A 16,098-nucleotide genomic window follows, 5' to 3' on the forward strand; every position below is an offset into this window, starting at 1 on the left:
ACTTGCCAGTCCGGCGCGTGGAACTACTCTTGCCATAGAAACAGGGAGATAGGCCGGTGCTCGGACGCATCATGTTGGCTTTGGGCGGATTGGTCGTGGCGGCGCTGTTTGCGGCGCTGCTGGTGCCGTTCTTTGTCGACTGGTCGAGCTTCCGCGTCGCTTTCGAGGATCAGGCCAGCCGTCTGCTCGGCAAGAAGGTCGCCGTCCACGGCTCGGTCGATGCGCGGATCCTCCCATTTCCGTCGGTTACACTGCATGACGTGCGCGTCGGCCAGGACGTCGATGGCCAGCCGCTCGTGCAGGTGGCGCAATTCTCGATGGATATGGAACTCGCGCCGTTTCTCTCCGGCGAGGCCCGCATTTTCGATATGCGCATTGACAAGCCGAAGGTTCGCTTCCGCATCCTGAAGGACGGCACGTTCGAATGGCTGCGCGGCAGTCGCCCGACGATCGCGGCCCGCAGCGTCATTCTCGAAGACGTCCATATCATGGGTGGCGAAATCGAGATCATCGACGATCGCAACGGCCAGGTCCGCCACATGACCGGACTGTCCACCGACCTGTCGGCGGGGACGCTTGCCGGGCCATGGCGGGGCGAGGGCAATGCGGTGCTGGATGGCCAGGAGGCCCGCTTCAGCCTGACAAGCGGTGAAGCCGCTGCCGAGGGACGGCAGATTCCGTTGCGGCTTCGCGTCTGGCCGGATGCCCATCCGGTCGTGGTCGATTTCGATGGCGAACTTGCCGCGGTCGACAACAAGCCCAGCTACAATGGCAAGTTCAACCTTGCCTTCCTGCAGGAAGAAGACGAGTCCGAGCCGGTCAAGGCGCCGCCGCCCGGTCCGCGCGTGTCCGGCGATTTTGAGCTGACCGGCGAGCGCGCCCGCATTCCGCAATACCGGGTCGAAGTCGGTCCGAAGGAAAACCCTTACATCGTCACCGGCGAGGCAACGCTCGATACAGGGCCGAAGCCGGAATTCCTGCTGACGGCCGATGGCCAGCAGATCGACGTCAACCGCCTGAGCGAAGGGCCGCAGGCAAAGACGGGTCGCAATCCGGCCGCCTCCGCGCAGCGTCGCCTCAATGCCTTCGTGCAGATGGTTGCATCGATCCCGATCCCGCAGGTACCGGGGCGGGTCAACCTCAAGCTGCCGGCGATCGTCTTCAACGACACAACGATCCGCGACATCCATCTCGACGTCAGACCGGCCGGCCGCGGCTGGGCCGTCGACAACGTGACTGCCACCCTGCCGGGCCGCACCCAGCTGGAGGCCAAGGGAAATCTCAACCTTGCAAACCGAACCGCTTTCGTCGGCGACATGCTGGTTGCATCGACACAGCCCTCCGGGCTTGCCGACTGGCTGTCCGGCAGCGTTGATCCTGCGATCCGGCAGCTGAAAAACGCCGGCTTCTCGGCCAAGGTGAACCTCACGCCGGAACTTCAGCGGTTCGAAGCTCTGGAACTTGGGATAGGCCCTGCAACGCTAAAAGGAAGGCTGGAGCGCCAGTCGCCGAACGGCCAGGCGCCAAGCCTTTCCATGGCGCTTGCCGGCAACGAGATCGATATCGACGCCATGCGCGCGCTCGCGTCGCTGGTCACCGGCGACGATGCCGGTCAGGACGTGCTGGATCACCGGGTCGCAGCAAGCCTCAAGGCCGACCGGCTGACGGCTCTAGGCGTCGTCGCAACCAAGGTCGATACCGCGTTTAGCGTGGCCGAGGGCGTGTTGTCGCTGGAGCGGCTGACTGTCGGAGATATCGAGGGTGCCACCTTGTCCGCCAAAGGCATGTTCGAGGGCTCGCTGGTTTCCTACGGCGGGACCGGGTCGGTGAGTTTCCGTTCACCGGACCCTACGTCTTTCATCACCATGCTGCGGGATCGGCTGCCGCATCATCCGTTGCTCGACCGGTTGGCCCGAAACGGCAGCTGGTATGCGGATTCAGATCTGATCGCCGATATTTCGCTCGGCGGCAGCGGTCTTGGCGGTGCCAATATCAAGCTGCGCGGCAAGGCGAATGGCAGCACGGTCGATGCGGATCTAAAGCTACCCGGCATCTTCGATCTCACGGCAGGCAACGCGATGACGCTGTCTGCATCGCTTGCCAACCCGAAGGCGACGGTCCTGCTGGGTCAAGCCGGTCTCGATCCCTTGCCTTTCGATGGTGACGGCGCGGGAAGGTTGGCGCTGACCTTGCAGCAAAAGGAACAGCAAGCGGCCACCACCGAACTGAGCTTCACGACGCCCAAGACATCTCTGCTGATGGCCGGCGACGTGAATATCCAGAATGCCGGATTTGGCGAAGGGCGCGCGCGGGTGTCGCTCAAGAGCGCCGATATCGAGCCCTATCTTCTGGTTACCGGTGTCAGCCTGCCGCAATTTGGCAGCGGACTGCCTGTCGATCTCGCAGCCGATGTCGAGCTTTCGGCGGACACTGTGAAAGTTTCGGGCCTCACTGGCGAGCTTGCCGGAAACGCTGTCGGCGGGTCGCTGTCCGCCGATCGCCGCGCTCCCGGCCTGCCCGTTACCGGCGATATGTCTGTCGACACGATCGATCTTGCCTGGATGGGCGAGGCGGTATTCGGGCCGATGGAGAATGGCGTGACAGGCGCCCCATCGAAGACGCCGTTCGCCACGCCGCTGATTGGATCGACGGATGTCGGCATCAATCTGTCGGCAAAAACGCTGCGGGCCGATGCGCTTGGAACAATTACCGGTTTTTCGGGCAGGGTGAACGGCAAAGCCGGTGGTCTGACGATCGACAACGCGTCCGGAACCTGGCAGGGCGGAAAGCTGTCCGGACGGCTGATGATGTCGAACGGCGATGCAACCGGTATCGTCCAGGCAAAGCTGCAGGTCGAAAACGCCGATCTCGCGCCGCTCGTCTGGCAAAAGGGCGGCACACCGGTCGCGACGGGCAGGCTGGACAGCACTGTCAGCATCGAGGCGACGGGCAAGACCATGGACGAACTCATGCATGGCGTCAGCGGCTCCGGCGAGATTCGCCTCAAGAATTTCGAGATTGCCGGGATCAATCCGGATGCGCTCGCGCCAGTTCTTGCCGGTGCCGACAGGCTGCAGGGTGAGGTCAACGAGGCGGCGGTTCGCCCGATCGTGACAACTGAGGTCCTGAAAGGGACAGCCCGGCTCGGGTCCGTCACCATTCCGATGACGATTACCGGCGGCGCCGCACGGGTTCAGAATTTTACCGCAACGGCCGGCGCCGCACAGGTCTCGGCTGAGGGCGTGCTCGACTTTGTCGATAGCCGCATCGATGCCGTGCTGTCGGTCCGTTACGATGCGGGTGAAGAGGCTGTGGCGGGCGGAGAACCGACTGTCACGCTCGGTTATTCCGGATCGCTTGAGCAGCCGGAACAGCGCATCGATATGGCCGCAATGGCAAACTTCCTGTCACTGCGGGCCTTCGAACAGGAACGCCGCCGCGTCGAGACGCTGCAGGCAAGCGTGCTCGAGAAACAGCGGCTGCGCCGCGAAGTCGCGCTCTACACGTTCCGTGGCGTGGAACGGGAGGCGGCACGCGTGAAGGCAGAGGCCGAGGAGCGGGCACGCCAGGAGGCGGCGGAGGCAGAACGCAGAAGCCAGGAAGCCGAACGGCAGGAGGCAGCAAGGCGCGCTGAAGCAGCCCGGCTCCAGCAGGAGCGGCAACGGGAAATCCAAAGGCAGAACCAGCAGCCATCGGCGCCGGCGCCGTTCACGATGCCACCCGCCGGCGACCTTTTCCAGGAGCAGCCTTCGGGTACGGGTCGCTCCTCAAACCCCAGTTTGCCGGGCGTGCAGCCGTGAGTGCGGCGGCACGCTGATCAGAGCAAATGGGGGGCGGGAGGACGCTGACCGTCAGCGCCTGGCTGGCAGCCCGGCAAGACAGTCGGCCAGCGAGGTCTTGAACCAGCGCAGCACATGCAGGCGGAGTGCAGAGGAAAGATTGTTGTCTTCCGAACGACCGTCGTCGACCTCGGCGATCAAGGCGGCCAGACTGATGCCGCGTTTGGCAGCAATGGATTTCAGTTCATGCCAGAATTCATCTTCCAGCGAAAAACTCGTTCGATGACCGTGCAGGGTCGCAGAATGTTTTCGGATCAAGTGTAGGCCCCGTCACCCTCATGGTGATTGATGGAGCGCAATTGAGGATGTCGCATGCGCACGGTCAAGCCGTTGCCATGAGTCAGCCTAACGAAGCCTTAACGCCGTTCGTCCGTTTCCGGAGAAGGCTTTTCGAGCTTGCCCTGATCGAGGGTTTTCCCCGCTTTTTCGTTGAGGGCCGTCGTCAGCTGCTTTTCAATCTTGGTGCGGCCAAAGCTGATGCGGTTCTGTTCGGCAGCCGCGTCCTTTTGCGAACGCGCCTTGCCTTTGCGAAACTGCCGAAGGTTGACGATCTCGGCGCACATCGTGTCTGCCTACTGCTTCTTGCGGAACGAATCGAGGGAGACGACGGAGCCTTCCTTCTTGTCCTCGCCGGTGGCGGCATCCGCATCCACAACCTTTGGCGTGGTATCGACCGGGATCGCGGTGATCTCGGCGGAAACTTCGCCTTCCTCGACCATCGGCACTTCGAACTCGAGTTCGAAATTCACGGACGGGTCGTAGAAGCCGCGGATCGTGTTGAACGGGATGACCAGGCGTTCCGGCGTATCGTTAAACGACAGGCCGATTTCAAAAAGCGTATCGGTGATCTTGAGGTCCCAGAACTGGTGCTGGACGACGATCGTCATCTGTTCCGGATATTTCGACTTCAGCGCCGGAGAGATTCGTACCCCGGGTGCGCCGGTCAGGAATGTGATGAAGAAGTGGTGGTCACCCGGCAGTCTGCCGGTTGCCGCGACCTCGGACAAAACCTTGCGGATAACGCCGCGGAGGGCGTCCTGTGCCAGAATATCGTAGCGGATGTGATCCTGCCCCATGCGATCCTGTCTTTCTATTGCTCTTCAAACGCCGCTTATGTCACGAGACGCGCCCGCGGGGAAGTCCGCTTCGGCGTCGAGTCATGTCATGATATTCCACCGGGGAGCGAAGGTGAAGGCTTCTGTTGCCAGGTGCCTCCGGACCCCGCCTTACGGGGCTAACCGTAAGGACTTAGTTCGGGTTTCCCGCACCGCCATTAGGCAGCGAGAGCGTAACCCTTAGCGTTGTTGTCATTTGCAACTACACTTGTGACCCGATAACGGCGGTATCATGCCGAGCAAAAGTTCGATCTTTACACCCTTGTCGATCCTATTTCGCCCCCATCACAAGCCGGTCCAGATTGACCGACCGGTTTGTGGTGGAGGCGCCGGGTACCGCCCCCGGGTCCAATAGGCTTATTTCATCGACCGTTTATCGCCATATCCGAACCGAAGTCCGGCACGAGTGATATAGGGGTTTGCGAACCGGATGAAAAGAGGTCTCGTCATATTCCTATCATCAACGTGAAAAGCTTGGAAAAGCCGCGCCGGTGACGGGGAGGTGATTGGTGAGTAGGCTTCGTGCTATTATGTAGGACGATCTCGACCAATCGGCGGAAGACCTATGAAGCAGTATCTCGACCTTCTCCGGCACGTGATGGAGACTGGCGCCGACCGCGGCGACCGCACCGGGACCGGTACCCGCTCGGTCTTCGGCTACCAGATGCGATTCGATCTGAACGAGGGTTTCCCGGTCCTCACCACGAAGAAGCTGCATCTGCGCTCGATCATCCATGAGCTCTTGTGGTTTTTGAAGGGCGATACGAACATTGCCTATCTCAAGGAAAATGGTGTCTCCATCTGGGATGAATGGGCAGACGAAAAAGGCGATCTCGGTCCGGTTTACGGATATCAGTGGCGCTCATGGCCGACGCCTGATGGCGGTCATGTGGATCAGATCGCCAACCTGATCGAGAACCTGAAGGTCAACCCGAACTCGCGCCGGCACATCGTCACAGCCTGGAATCCTGCACAGGTTGACGACATGGCGCTGCCGCCCTGCCATTGCCTGTTCCAGTTCTACGTGTCGGAGGGGCGGCTGTCGTGTCAGCTCTACCAGCGGTCGGCGGACATATTTTTGGGAGTTCCGTTCAACATCGCCTCTTACGCGCTCCTGACCATGATGGTGGCGCAGGTGACCGGGCTGAAGCTTGGCGATTTCGTGCATACGCTTGGCGACGCGCATATCTATTCGGATCATTTCGAACAGGCGCAGCTGCAGATGACGCGCGAGCCGAAGCCGCTGCCGACACTGCGTATCAATCCTGATGTGAAGGACATCTTCTCCTTCCGCTTCGAGGATTTTGCGCTGGAGAATTACGTCGCTGATCCCAGCATCAAAGCACCGATTGCAGTCTGATGGCGGTTCCGGTCGCAATCTTCGTCGCGGTGTCGCGCAACAATGTCATCGGCAGAGATGGCGACATGCCGTGGCGATTGTCGACCGACCTCAAACGTTTCAAGGCGATGACGCTCGGCAAGCCGATGGTGGTCGGGCGAAAGACGCTCGACAGCTTCGGCGGCAAGCCGCTGCCCGGCCGCCCGCATGTCGTGGTCACCCGCAATCGCGATCTCTCGGTCGAGGGTGTGGAGACGGCGGCGTCCCTCGAGCAGGCGATATCTAGGGCGAGGGAGATCGCTGCAGCGACCGGTGCTGAAGAGGTCGGCATTCTCGGCGGCGGTGAAATCTACGCGAAAGCAATCGATCTGGCAGACCGACTTTACGTAACCCATGTGGAAGCGGATATTGCAGACGGTGATACGATGTTTCCAGCAATCGATCCAACCGTGTACGAAAAGATCGAGGAGATCTTCGTCCCGGCCGGCGAGCGCGACAGCTTTGCCACCCGTTTTGCTGTCTACAGCCGCCGATCGATGCCAAAGTGACATAATTCGTTACCGAACACCGGGAAGTTATTGAAGCTGCGTTGAAAGCGGCTCTTCCGATACTTATAACGGCATGACCGGGGGCACGGACCGCGAGCTGCTGCATTTCAGGCGGCTCGGACAGGCGACCGGTTAGGGAGTAGCACTAACAAAGAGGTTTTGATGCCCTGGAGCAATCAGAATGGCGGCGGCGGCCCATGGGGCGGCGGCGGCGGCGGTAACAATCAAGGACCTTGGGGACAAGGCCCGAACCGTCCGCGCGGCGGCGGTGGTGGCGGAGGGGGAAATGGCGGACCGCCTGACCTCGAAGACATCCTGCGGCGCAGCCAAGACCGGCTGAAGGGTTTTATGCCTGGTGGTTTCAACGGCGGAGCAGTCGCGGTCGTCTTTCTGGCCGTTCTCGCATTCCTGGCATTCGAATCGATCTATACGGTTCAGCCGGACGAGCGGGGCGTCGAACTTCGATTTGGAAAGCCCAAGGAAGAACTGTCCATGCCGGGCCTTCACTTCCATCTTTGGCCGTTCGAAACGGTGGAGATCGTCAAGGTCACCGAGCAGCAGCAGAATATCGGTGCGCGCAGCAGTGCCACCAATTCGAATGCCGGATGGATGCTGACCGGCGACCAGAATATCGTCAACGTCCAGTTTTCGGTCCTCTTCACCGTCACCGATCCACGCGCCTATCTCTTCAACGTCGAGGCCCCGGCCCAGACGCTGCAGCAGGTTGCAGACAGCGCCATGCGCGAAGTCGTCGGACGCCGTCCGGCTCAGGATATTTTCCGCGACGCTCGTGAAGGCATGTCGACCCAGGTGCGCGACATCATTCAGGGCACGATGGACCGTTACGGCGCAGGCATTGCCATCAACGCCGTGCCGATCGAAGATGCAGCGCCGCCGCGTGAAGTGGCAGACGCGTTCGAAGAGGTTCAGCGCGCCGAGCAGGACGAAGACCGTATCGTCGAGGAAGCCAATCGCTACGCCAACCAGAAGCTTGGTGGCGCCCGTGGTCAGGCCGCGCAGGTCCGCGAAGAGGCGTCCGCCTATCGTGACCAGACGGTCAACGAGGCTCAGGGTGAAGCGCAGCGCTTCGTGTCGATCTACGACCAATATGTGAACGCACCGGACGTGACGCGCGAACGCATCTTCATCGAGACCATGGAGAACGTTCTGAAGAACTCCAACAAGGTCATCATCGAGCAGGGTCAGAACGTCGTCCCTTATCTGCCGCTCAATGAAATCAACCGGCCGGCAGCCGCACAGGGGGGCAACTGATGATCTCGAACAAATTGCCCGCTTTCCTGATCGGTCTCGCCGTTCTCCTTTTCCTCGTCTACTCGTCCGTCTTCGTCGTCAACGAACGGCAGCAGGCGCTCGTGCTTCGCTTCGGTGAAATCCAGAGCGTGAAGAACGAGCCGGGGATCTATTTCAAGCTTCCCTTCGCCTTTGCCGATGCGGATCGCGTTCAGTATATCGAAGACCGCGCACTTCGCCTGGATCTCGACAATATCCGCGTTCAGGTCCGCGGCGGTGCCTTCTATGAAGTCGACGCGTTCGTGATCTACCGGATCGAAAACCCGCAGCGTTTCCGGGAAGCGGTTTCGGGCGATCGCGTGTCTGCCGAATCGCGTATCAGCACGCGTCTCGACGCCGGTCTGCGCCGCGTCTACGGTCTGCGCAGCTTTACTGAAGCACTCTCCGAAGAGCGTGCGTCGATGATGACCGAGGTCAAGCGTGATCTCGACGTTGCCGCCGAAACGCTTGGGGTCAAGATCCAGGATGTTCGCATCCGCCGTACGGATCTGACGCAGGAAGTCTCGCAGCAGACGTTTGCGCGCATGCGTGCCGAGCGTCTCGCGGAAGCGGAACTCATCCGCGCCCGTGGTAGCGAAGAAGGCCAGCGCCGCCGTGCTATCGCCGACCGCCAGGTTGTCGAGTTCGTATCGGAAGCGCAGCGCGATTCGGAAATCATCCGAGGTCAGGGCGATGCCGAGCGTAACCGCATCTTCGGGGAAGCGTTCCAGCGTGATCCGTCGTTCTTCCAGTTCTACCGGTCGATGCGCGCCTATGTCGCCTCGATGGCCGGGAAGGATACGACCCTGGTGCTTTCGCCTGATTCACAGTTCTTCCGGTTCTTCAACTCGTCGGACGGAGTGGTAACGCCGCCTGCAGCGGGACGGCCTGCACCGGCCCAGCCGACGCCAGCCCAGCCGGCACCGGTGCAACCGACGAACTAAGCACTCAAGAAAAGGGCGGCCTGTCATGGCCGCCCTTTTCGCAACTGCCCTTTTCACCCGTCATCCACATCCATGTTCGCTGATGGTCGCGGTTTCACGAAAAGGTAATTTTCCCGGCCGTTATTCCGCCCTATGCTTTCTTCAGAACGGGGCGCGAGTTATCAATGCGTAACGTTGTGGGTTGCACGGATGCTTTTCTGCCGCGGCAGACACCGTGACAGAAAACGAGGATGCCAATGGGCCATTCGAAACTATCGTCCTTGAAGGGTTCCGTGAGCCTCGGTCTAGTGGTTGCCGTCATGGTCAGTCCGCTTCAGGCACTGGCGCAAAGCCCGGCCCAGCCGCAGCAGGTCCAGGCCCCGGCTCCTCGGCCACAGGCGCCAGCGCCTCAGGGACAGGCGCCCGCTCCGCAGGGGGAAGCCCCGGCACCTCCGGGACAGGCGCCGGCTCCACAGGCGAACAGCCAGCCGGCCACCCAGCCCGGCGGCATGCTGCCCGCGCCACCAGCGCCAGTCGGCAACAAGTTCAATCCGCCACCTCCGGTCAGCCCGTCCGCAGTGCCCGCCGGTCCAGCGCCGATCTCCGACCTGGCGGAAGGTCTGCTCGACGCCGTCGTCAACATCTCGACGTCGCAGAGCGTCAAGGACCAGGGTGCCGGCCCGCAGCCGCAGATCCAGGAGGGCTCACCCTTCCAGGAATTCTTCGACGACTTTTTCGACGACAAGGACAATCAGGGCGGAAACCAGAAGGTGTCTTCGCTCGGCTCCGGCTTCGTGATTGATTCCTCCGGCTATGTGGTGACGAACAACCACGTTATCGAAGGCGCCGACGATATCGAGGTGATTTTCCCGGATGGCCGTAAGTTGAAGGCCCGGCTGGTCGGCACCGACACAAAAACCGACCTCTCCGTGCTGAAGGTCGAGTCCAAGACGCCGCTCAAGGCCGTTCCCTTCGGTGATTCCAAGAAGATCCGGATCGGCGACTGGGTCATGGCGATCGGCAATCCGTTCGGTCTTGGCGGGTCGGTGACGCTCGGCATCGTGTCCGCACGCGGCAGAAACATCAATGCAGGGCCCTACGACAACTTCATTCAGACGGATGCGGCGATCAACAAGGGCAATTCCGGCGGACCGCTGTTCAACATGCGCGGCGAGGTGATCGGGATCAACACGGCGATCATTTCGCCCTCCGGCGGCTCGATCGGGATCGGCTTTGCCGTCCCGACAGAACTTGCGGAAAACATCGTCCATCAGCTGATCGAGTTCGGCGAGACCCGCCGCGGCTGGCTCGGTGTCCGCATCCAGCCGGTCACCGACGATATTGCAGCGAGCCTGGGGCTCGACAAGGCCCGTGGAGCCCTGGTTTCCGGCGTCGTTGAAAACGGTCCGATCAAGAACGGTGAAATCAAGTCGGGCGATGTCGTGCTCGCCTTCGACGGACAGTCGGTCAGTTCGATGCGCGATCTGCCGCGGATTGTTGCCGAAAGCCCTGTGGGCAAGGATGTCGAGGTGCGTTTGCTGCGCGACGGCAAGGAGCAGACCGTCCGCATCACGCTCGGGCAACTCGATGATACGGCCGATGCCGCAGATGGCGATGAGCCGGCAGCACCCGAAGGACAGTCGCCAGACGCACAAAGCCCTGACGATCAGTCCCCGGATGACCAGGGCAAGAATGACAGCGGCTCCCCGGACGCCGGCGAGAAAAGCAGCGAGCCCGTCACGGTTTACGGCATGACGCTGAGCGTGCTGGATGAGGCGCACCGCAAGACGTTCGGGATCGCGGAAAGCGTCGAGGGCGTGGTGGTGTCCGAGGTGAAGGCTGGTTCGGTTGCCGCTGCCAAGGGCTTCAAGGCCGGCGACGTGGTGGTCGAAATCGCCCAGGACTTCGTCGAGAACCCGGGTGAGGTCGCCAAGCGCTTCGACGTGCTGAAGAAGGAAGGCCGCCGCAACGCGCATGTCATGGTGGCCGACAAGACCGGAAACCTGCGGTTCGTGGCACTTCCGCTGGAATAGCCTGAGAGTTCAGGCTTTCTCGACAAGGCGGGCGTTCCGCCTTGTCCATTCCTCCGGTGTCATTGCATAGACGACATGGCGCTTGAGGTGGGGATGCGTCTCCGGCACGCGCGGATGGTCGAAATCCATGCCGGCCGCCCGATGCATTCCAAGGCGCTTCATGACAGCCGTCGAGCGGTTATTGTCCGCTACGGCGAACGAGACGACAGCCTTGATGTCCTTCTCCACGAAGGCGAAATCAAGCAGCGCTTCTGCCGCTTCCGTCACATAGCCATTGCCCCAGTAACGGGCAGCCAGACGCCAGCCGATCTCCACCGTTTCGGCCGGAAAAATCCCCGGCATATTGGCATAGGTCAGCCCGCAAAACCCGAGTGGCTCGCCGGTTTCCCTGAGTTCGAGCGCGTAAAAGCCAAGCCCGTTTTCGGAAAACATGTCGTTCAGTTTCCCGAGGAACGCATCCGATTCGTCGTGGCTGCGACGGAACGGAAAGAACGCCATCACGTCAGGATCCGCGTTGATTTCGCGGAACAGGTCCCGGTCCGTGGGGAGCCAGCGGCGCAGGACGAGGCGTGAAGTTTCAAGGAGCGTGGTTGCGATAGGCTGCGGCTGCATGGTGTTGCTCATCCCTCTGTGGAGCCTCAGCCGGGAATGACGAAATCCGTCTTCCGGTAGCCCTGGATATAGAGGAGCGCGGTCAGGTCGCCGTGGTCGATTCGGATCTTGGCCTGGGCCGCAACAGTGGGCTTGGCGTGGAGGGCCACGCCGGAGCCTGCGATGCCGAGCATGCCAAGGTCGTTTGCGCCATCGCCGACAGCAATCGTATCATCAGGGGTGATGCCGAGTTCGCGGGCGATCTCTTCCAACGCATCCACCTTGGCCTGTTTGCCGAGGATTGGTTCGGCGACGTCGCCGGTAAGGATACCATCCTGTTCGAGGAGGATGTTGGCGCGGTTGACGTCGAAGTCGAGCATTGCGGCGATGCGGCTGGTAAAGACGGTAAAGCCACCGGACACGAGTGCCGTGTACCCACCCTTCGCCTTCATCGTCGCGATCAGTTCCGGTCCACCCGATGTCAGCGTGATCCGCTTCTCGATGACCTCGTCGACGACGCCGATCGGCAGGCCTTTCAAGAGCGCCACCCGTTCTCTCAACGCCGGCTCGAATGCGATCTCGCCGTTCATGGCACGTGCCGTTATCGTCGCCACCTTGTCCTTCAAACCGACGACGTCGGCGAGTTCATCGATGCATTCCTGGCCGATCATGGTGGAATCCATGTCTGCGATGAGGAACGACTTGCGCCGGGTTTCCGCCTGCTGCACCACAACATCGATCCGCTCCTCGCCGATCAAGCCGCGGAGTGTTTCTTCCGCAGCCGACGGATCGGTGCCGTCGCGAAGGGCGATATCGCAGGCGATCCCGTCTGCCAGCCAGTACAGACCGGAGGCGTTGACCGCTTCGGCGGCCCGTTCGGCGATGGCCGGAGTGAGAACGGGGTTTGACGGATGGGCAATGAGCGTGGCAACGAAAGCCATATGACCGACCTTATGCAAAATACTGATGCGATCCTGATAACCGGGCCAACTGCCAGCGGCAAGTCGGCGCTTGCCATTCGCATGGCACGCGAATGCGGCGGCGTCGTCGTCAATGCCGATAGCATGCAGGTTTACGACACGCTCAGGATCATCACCGCGCGTCCGTCAGAGGAAGAGACAGGGGACATCGCCCATTACCTCTATGGGCATGTGCCGGCGACGCACGCCTATTCGACGGGCGAATGGCAGCGGGACGTATCCGCACTCCTGCCGGTCTTGAAAGAACAGGGGCGGATTCCGGTCTTCGTCGGCGGCACGGGGCTGTACTTCAAGGCGCTCACGGGCGGTCTGTCGGACATGCCGGAGATTTCCCAGGATATTCGGTGCCGTGTGCGCTTGCGGCTCAAGGAGGAGGGACCGCAGGCGCTTCACTCGGAGTTATCGGCACGTGACGCGGCGGTGGCCGCCAATCTGAAGCCGATGGACGGACAGCGAATCCTGCGGGCACTGGAGGTGCTGGAAGAAACAGGCCGATCCATCACCGAGTTTCAGGGCAAGGCAGGCCCGGTCATCATCGATCCGTTGCGAGCGCGCAAAATCGTCGTTCTGCCGGATCGAAAGATCCTGCACGATCGTATCAATGCCCGCTTCGTCAAGATGCTGGATGGGGGCGCAGTCGAGGAGGTCGAATCGCTGCTCGCCTGCGATCCGGCCCCGGACCTGCCGATCATGAAGGCGATCGGCGTGCGGGAGATCGTCGAAATGCTCGCGGGACGGATGACCCGCGACGCGGTCATCGAGCGTGGCTCCGCGCTGACGCGGCAATACGCCAAGCGTCAGATGACCTGGTTCCGCAACCAGATGGACGAAAGCTGGGAGCGCCTCGCGACGTGAGGGCGCTCGCTCGGGATCAGTCCTTGTCGTAGAGACTGCTCAGCGGCTTCTTGAGAAGACCATCGCGCAACGAACCTTCCCTTGGCGGAGCTTCGCGCCGCAGGAATGCGTTCGGACGCGGTTCCAGTGACGGCGAGCCTGGTCGAGGGGTCTCGGACGAAACCTGCCGACGAAGATCGGCGAAACGGTCGTGAATGGCGGGCGGGCGATCCGTGAGCCGGTCGGTCTGGCGCTCCGCGGGACGCTCGGCAAAGCGCTCAACCGGCCTGTCGCGTTCCGGGAAGCGCGGTGCAAGCCGCTCCGCTGCACGCGGGGTCGGCAGCATGTCGGATGTGTAGGGTGCCAACGAGGGCGGCTCCGGCGAGCGCGGGGCAGGCGCATCGAGCGGCGGTATACCGCTGCCGATTTCACGCCGCCAGTCATTCAGTTCCGCGTCATCGGCGGCCGGCACAGCCTGCCTGTCTTCGGGGGGGATCGGCAGACCTGCCTCCGGGGCGGGTGGATTGGCGGAATAGCTCTGCTGGAACGATGAGATTTCCGGCGCTGTGACCGAGCGCATGCGGGACACGATCGAACGCAAATCAACCGTGTCGGGCGTTTCTTCGCTGCCCTTGTTTGCAAGACTGTTGGTCTTTGGAAGATAGCGTTTCTCGACGCGTGAGAAGCGCATGCGCATGGGAACCGAGATGGCCTCGCCGAACGCGATTGCCTCGCCATTGCCGATCGACGACAGGAAGCTCGTCGTCGAAATCGACGAATTCGGGATCGCCGACTTGATGATGACCTGATCCCGTTCATTCGACAGGCGCATGGCAAACAGTGTCGAGCACTGGGACAGGATCGTCTGGTCAAGCTCGCCGGGGCGCTGCGTGATGATGCCAAGGGAAACGCCGTATTTCCGGCCTTCCTTTGCGATGCGGGAGATGGCCTGCACGGTCGGCGCAAACCCGAGCTCCCGGTCCGCCGGTACGTAGCGGTGCGCTTCCTCGCAGACAACGAGCATGTGAATTGCGCCATTGCTCCAGAGCGCAAGCTCGAACGCCATGCGGCAGAGGATAGAGGCGACAGAGTTCACGACTTCCGATGGGATGCCGGCAAGCTGGAACGTCGAGATCGGCCGGTCGTCGCCGGGAATGCGGAAGATATGCGCGATCGTCTCCATGATCGTGTCTTGGATCGTGTTGTTGGAGAACATGAAATGGTAGCGCGGATCGTTGATAGCCGACGTGATGCGCATTTTCAGAGCGCGCAGGAACGGCTTGTCGGAGCGACCCTCCAGCCTGCCGAGCCGTTCGTCGATCAGGGCCAGCAGATCGGCCATGCGGTAAGGGACGGGCGTATCGGCGGTCAGTGAACTTTTTTCCGAAGCCGAGCGGCGCATCAGGCCCGAATCGCTGCCCTTGAAAGCGCGTTTTGCTTCCGGGATGAGGTCGCGCATGATGTCGAGCTCTTCGGGGATAGCCGGGCGGCCACGGAAAATGACCTCCGAGAATTCCTCAAGGCGCATCAGCCAGAAAGGCAGGTCGAGCGTGTCGGTATCGATAATGACCGCATGATCGGGAAAGGCTGCCGCAAATTCGTTGTGCGGATCGAGGATCAGAACGCGGAGCCGATGGTCAGCTTCGATCGCCTTGTGCAGGAGAAGCGAAACGGCTGTCGACTTGCCGACGCCGGTGGAGCCGACGATGGCGAAATGCTTCGACAGCATTGAAGGCACATGGATCGCCGCATCGATGCTTTCATCCTGGCTGAGCTTGCCGATCGTGCACGTATCGTTCTTGCCGGCATCGTAGATGCGCAGAAGGTCGGCCGAGCGGATACGATGGGCAATGGCGCCGAGATAGGGGTAGGCGGAAATGCCGCTCGAAAACTCTTCGCGGCCATCATGCCCGACACGGACCTCGCCGAGCAGCTCGACTTCGATGTGGAATTTCGTGTCTTCGCCTTCCGCCCACTGGCGTTCGCCAGATTGCATCGAATAGGCAAGCGCGACGACGCGGTTGCTGCCGACGGAAATGGAGATCAGCCGGCCGACGGACCAGAGTTCGGTGAGATCGGTGTCGCCATGCTCGGCGACAGCTGCGATCGTCGCATGCGAGCCGTTGCAGGCGACGACACGGCCCAGCATCCGGTTACCGATTTTCTGGGCATCGCGACGCTCTTGCTCCCCGGCAGAGATCGAACGGTGAAGGTCGTTGTTCAACAACAGTAACGGCCCTGCAAATGGGGTGGCAATCGAAAGGTGATATGGAGATCAGGTTCCTCCAATCTCGCGACTGTAGCCTTGCCGGCTTAACAACTTGTGTAGGACCTCGTGACTTTCGGCGCGAACTGCGAGCGATCTCAATGAGATGACGTTTTTGCTGACGGTCTGCGTTGACGAATGGGGCATATCCGGCTAACACTCACGGCCATGAAGATTTCGAACGCACTTATCGTGGTGGGAACGCGCATGGGCAGGACGGTGTAACCGTCCGGCGATAGCCACCCATGCGCGGAAAGACAGGCTCCTCAAGGGGCCTTTTTTTATGTCTTCAAACCGGCTCGGAGGAGCCGCCGGTAAATCCAGAAGTGAACGGATGACG

General features: G+C 61.4%; 13 protein-coding genes and 1 other RNA gene. 7 read left to right on the forward strand and 7 right to left on the reverse strand.

The features are described 5' to 3' along the window. Positions 1-71 precede the first annotated feature (71 nt). Positions 72-3,800: an AsmA-like C-terminal region-containing protein gene (locus ASG19_RS10640; protein ID WP_244476139.1), complete on the forward strand. Its 3,729-nt coding sequence runs from the start codon at positions 72-74 to the stop codon at positions 3,798-3,800. Positions 3,801-3,851: 51 nt separating this feature from the next. On the opposite strand, the gene ASG19_RS10645 is transcribed toward ASG19_RS10640, so the two are convergent. From ASG19_RS10645 to ssrA, 4 genes are all read right to left on the reverse strand, one after another. Further along, complete coding sequence (locus tag ASG19_RS10645; RefSeq protein ID WP_062456265.1) at positions 3,852-4,097, reverse strand: ribbon-helix-helix domain-containing protein; 246 nt, start codon at positions 4,095-4,097, stop codon at positions 3,852-3,854. A gap of 98 nt (positions 4,098-4,195) precedes the next feature. After that, positions 4,196-4,402, reverse strand: a complete 207-nt coding sequence (locus ASG19_RS10650) for a DUF4169 family protein (RefSeq protein ID WP_062456267.1) — start codon at positions 4,400-4,402, stop codon at positions 4,196-4,198. Positions 4,403-4,411: 9 nt separating this feature from the next. Beyond that, positions 4,412-4,915 (reverse strand): SspB family protein, encoded by a 504-nt coding sequence (locus tag ASG19_RS10655; protein WP_062456270.1) that lies wholly within the window; start codon positions 4,913-4,915, stop codon positions 4,412-4,414. A gap of 111 nt (positions 4,916-5,026) precedes the next feature. Beyond that, positions 5,027-5,395, reverse strand: a transfer-messenger RNA (tmRNA) gene (ssrA, locus tag ASG19_RS10660). Positions 5,396-5,519: 124 nt separating this feature from the next. Here ssrA and ASG19_RS10665 point away from each other — a divergent pair. The 5 genes from ASG19_RS10665 to ASG19_RS10685 all read left to right on the forward strand — a co-directional run bounded on the left by ASG19_RS10665 (position 5,520) and on the right by ASG19_RS10685 (position 11,087). Beyond that, the gene (locus ASG19_RS10665) at positions 5,520-6,314 is read left to right on the forward strand and encodes a thymidylate synthase (protein ID WP_062456273.1); all 795 of its coding nucleotides are present in this window, start codon (positions 5,520-5,522) and stop codon (positions 6,312-6,314) included. Next, positions 6,314-6,841, forward strand: a complete 528-nt coding sequence (locus tag ASG19_RS10670) for a dihydrofolate reductase (protein WP_062456277.1) — start codon at positions 6,314-6,316, stop codon at positions 6,839-6,841. The genes ASG19_RS10665 and ASG19_RS10670 overlap by 1 nt, the downstream gene beginning before the upstream one ends. A gap of 162 nt (positions 6,842-7,003) precedes the next feature. Continuing rightward, positions 7,004-8,113, forward strand: a complete 1,110-nt coding sequence (gene hflK / locus ASG19_RS10675; RefSeq protein ID WP_062456280.1) for an FtsH protease activity modulator HflK — start codon at positions 7,004-7,006, stop codon at positions 8,111-8,113. Then, on the forward strand, positions 8,113-9,075 hold the full coding sequence (locus ASG19_RS10680) for a protease modulator HflC (protein ID WP_062456283.1): 963 nt from the start codon (positions 8,113-8,115) through the stop codon (positions 9,073-9,075). The genes hflK and ASG19_RS10680 overlap by 1 nt, the downstream gene beginning before the upstream one ends. Before the next feature lie 272 nt (positions 9,076-9,347). Continuing rightward, positions 9,348-11,087 carry a Do family serine endopeptidase gene (locus ASG19_RS10685; protein WP_244476140.1) on the forward strand — a complete coding sequence of 580 codons (1,740 nt, stop codon included), beginning with the start codon at positions 9,348-9,350 and terminating at the stop codon, positions 11,085-11,087. 9 nt (positions 11,088-11,096) lie between these two features. Here ASG19_RS10685 and ASG19_RS10690 read toward each other — a convergent pair whose 3' ends face one another. Both ASG19_RS10690 and serB read right to left on the reverse strand, forming a co-directional pair. Next, the gene (locus ASG19_RS10690) at positions 11,097-11,699 is read right to left on the reverse strand and encodes a GNAT family N-acetyltransferase (RefSeq protein WP_062457977.1); all 603 of its coding nucleotides are present in this window, start codon (positions 11,697-11,699) and stop codon (positions 11,097-11,099) included. Positions 11,700-11,725: 26 nt separating this feature from the next. After that, positions 11,726-12,619, reverse strand: coding sequence for a phosphoserine phosphatase SerB (gene serB, locus ASG19_RS10695; protein WP_062456288.1), 894 nt, complete (start codon positions 12,617-12,619; stop codon positions 11,726-11,728). On the opposite strand from serB, the gene miaA reads away from it, so the two are divergent. Beyond that, on the forward strand, positions 12,620-13,513 hold the full coding sequence (gene miaA / locus ASG19_RS10700) for a tRNA (adenosine(37)-N6)-dimethylallyltransferase MiaA (protein WP_062456292.1): 894 nt from the start codon (positions 12,620-12,622) through the stop codon (positions 13,511-13,513). A 16-nt stretch (positions 13,514-13,529) separates the two neighbouring features. Here miaA and ASG19_RS10705 read toward each other — a convergent pair whose 3' ends face one another. Next, positions 13,530-15,719, reverse strand: a complete 2,190-nt coding sequence (locus tag ASG19_RS10705) for a DUF87 domain-containing protein (RefSeq protein ID WP_062456295.1) — start codon at positions 15,717-15,719, stop codon at positions 13,530-13,532. Positions 15,720-16,098: the final 379 nt, after the last annotated feature.

This window comes from Rhizobium sp. Leaf306, assembly GCF_001423425.1.
GTDB classification, from domain to species: Bacteria; Pseudomonadota; Alphaproteobacteria; order Rhizobiales; family Rhizobiaceae; genus Neorhizobium; species Neorhizobium soli.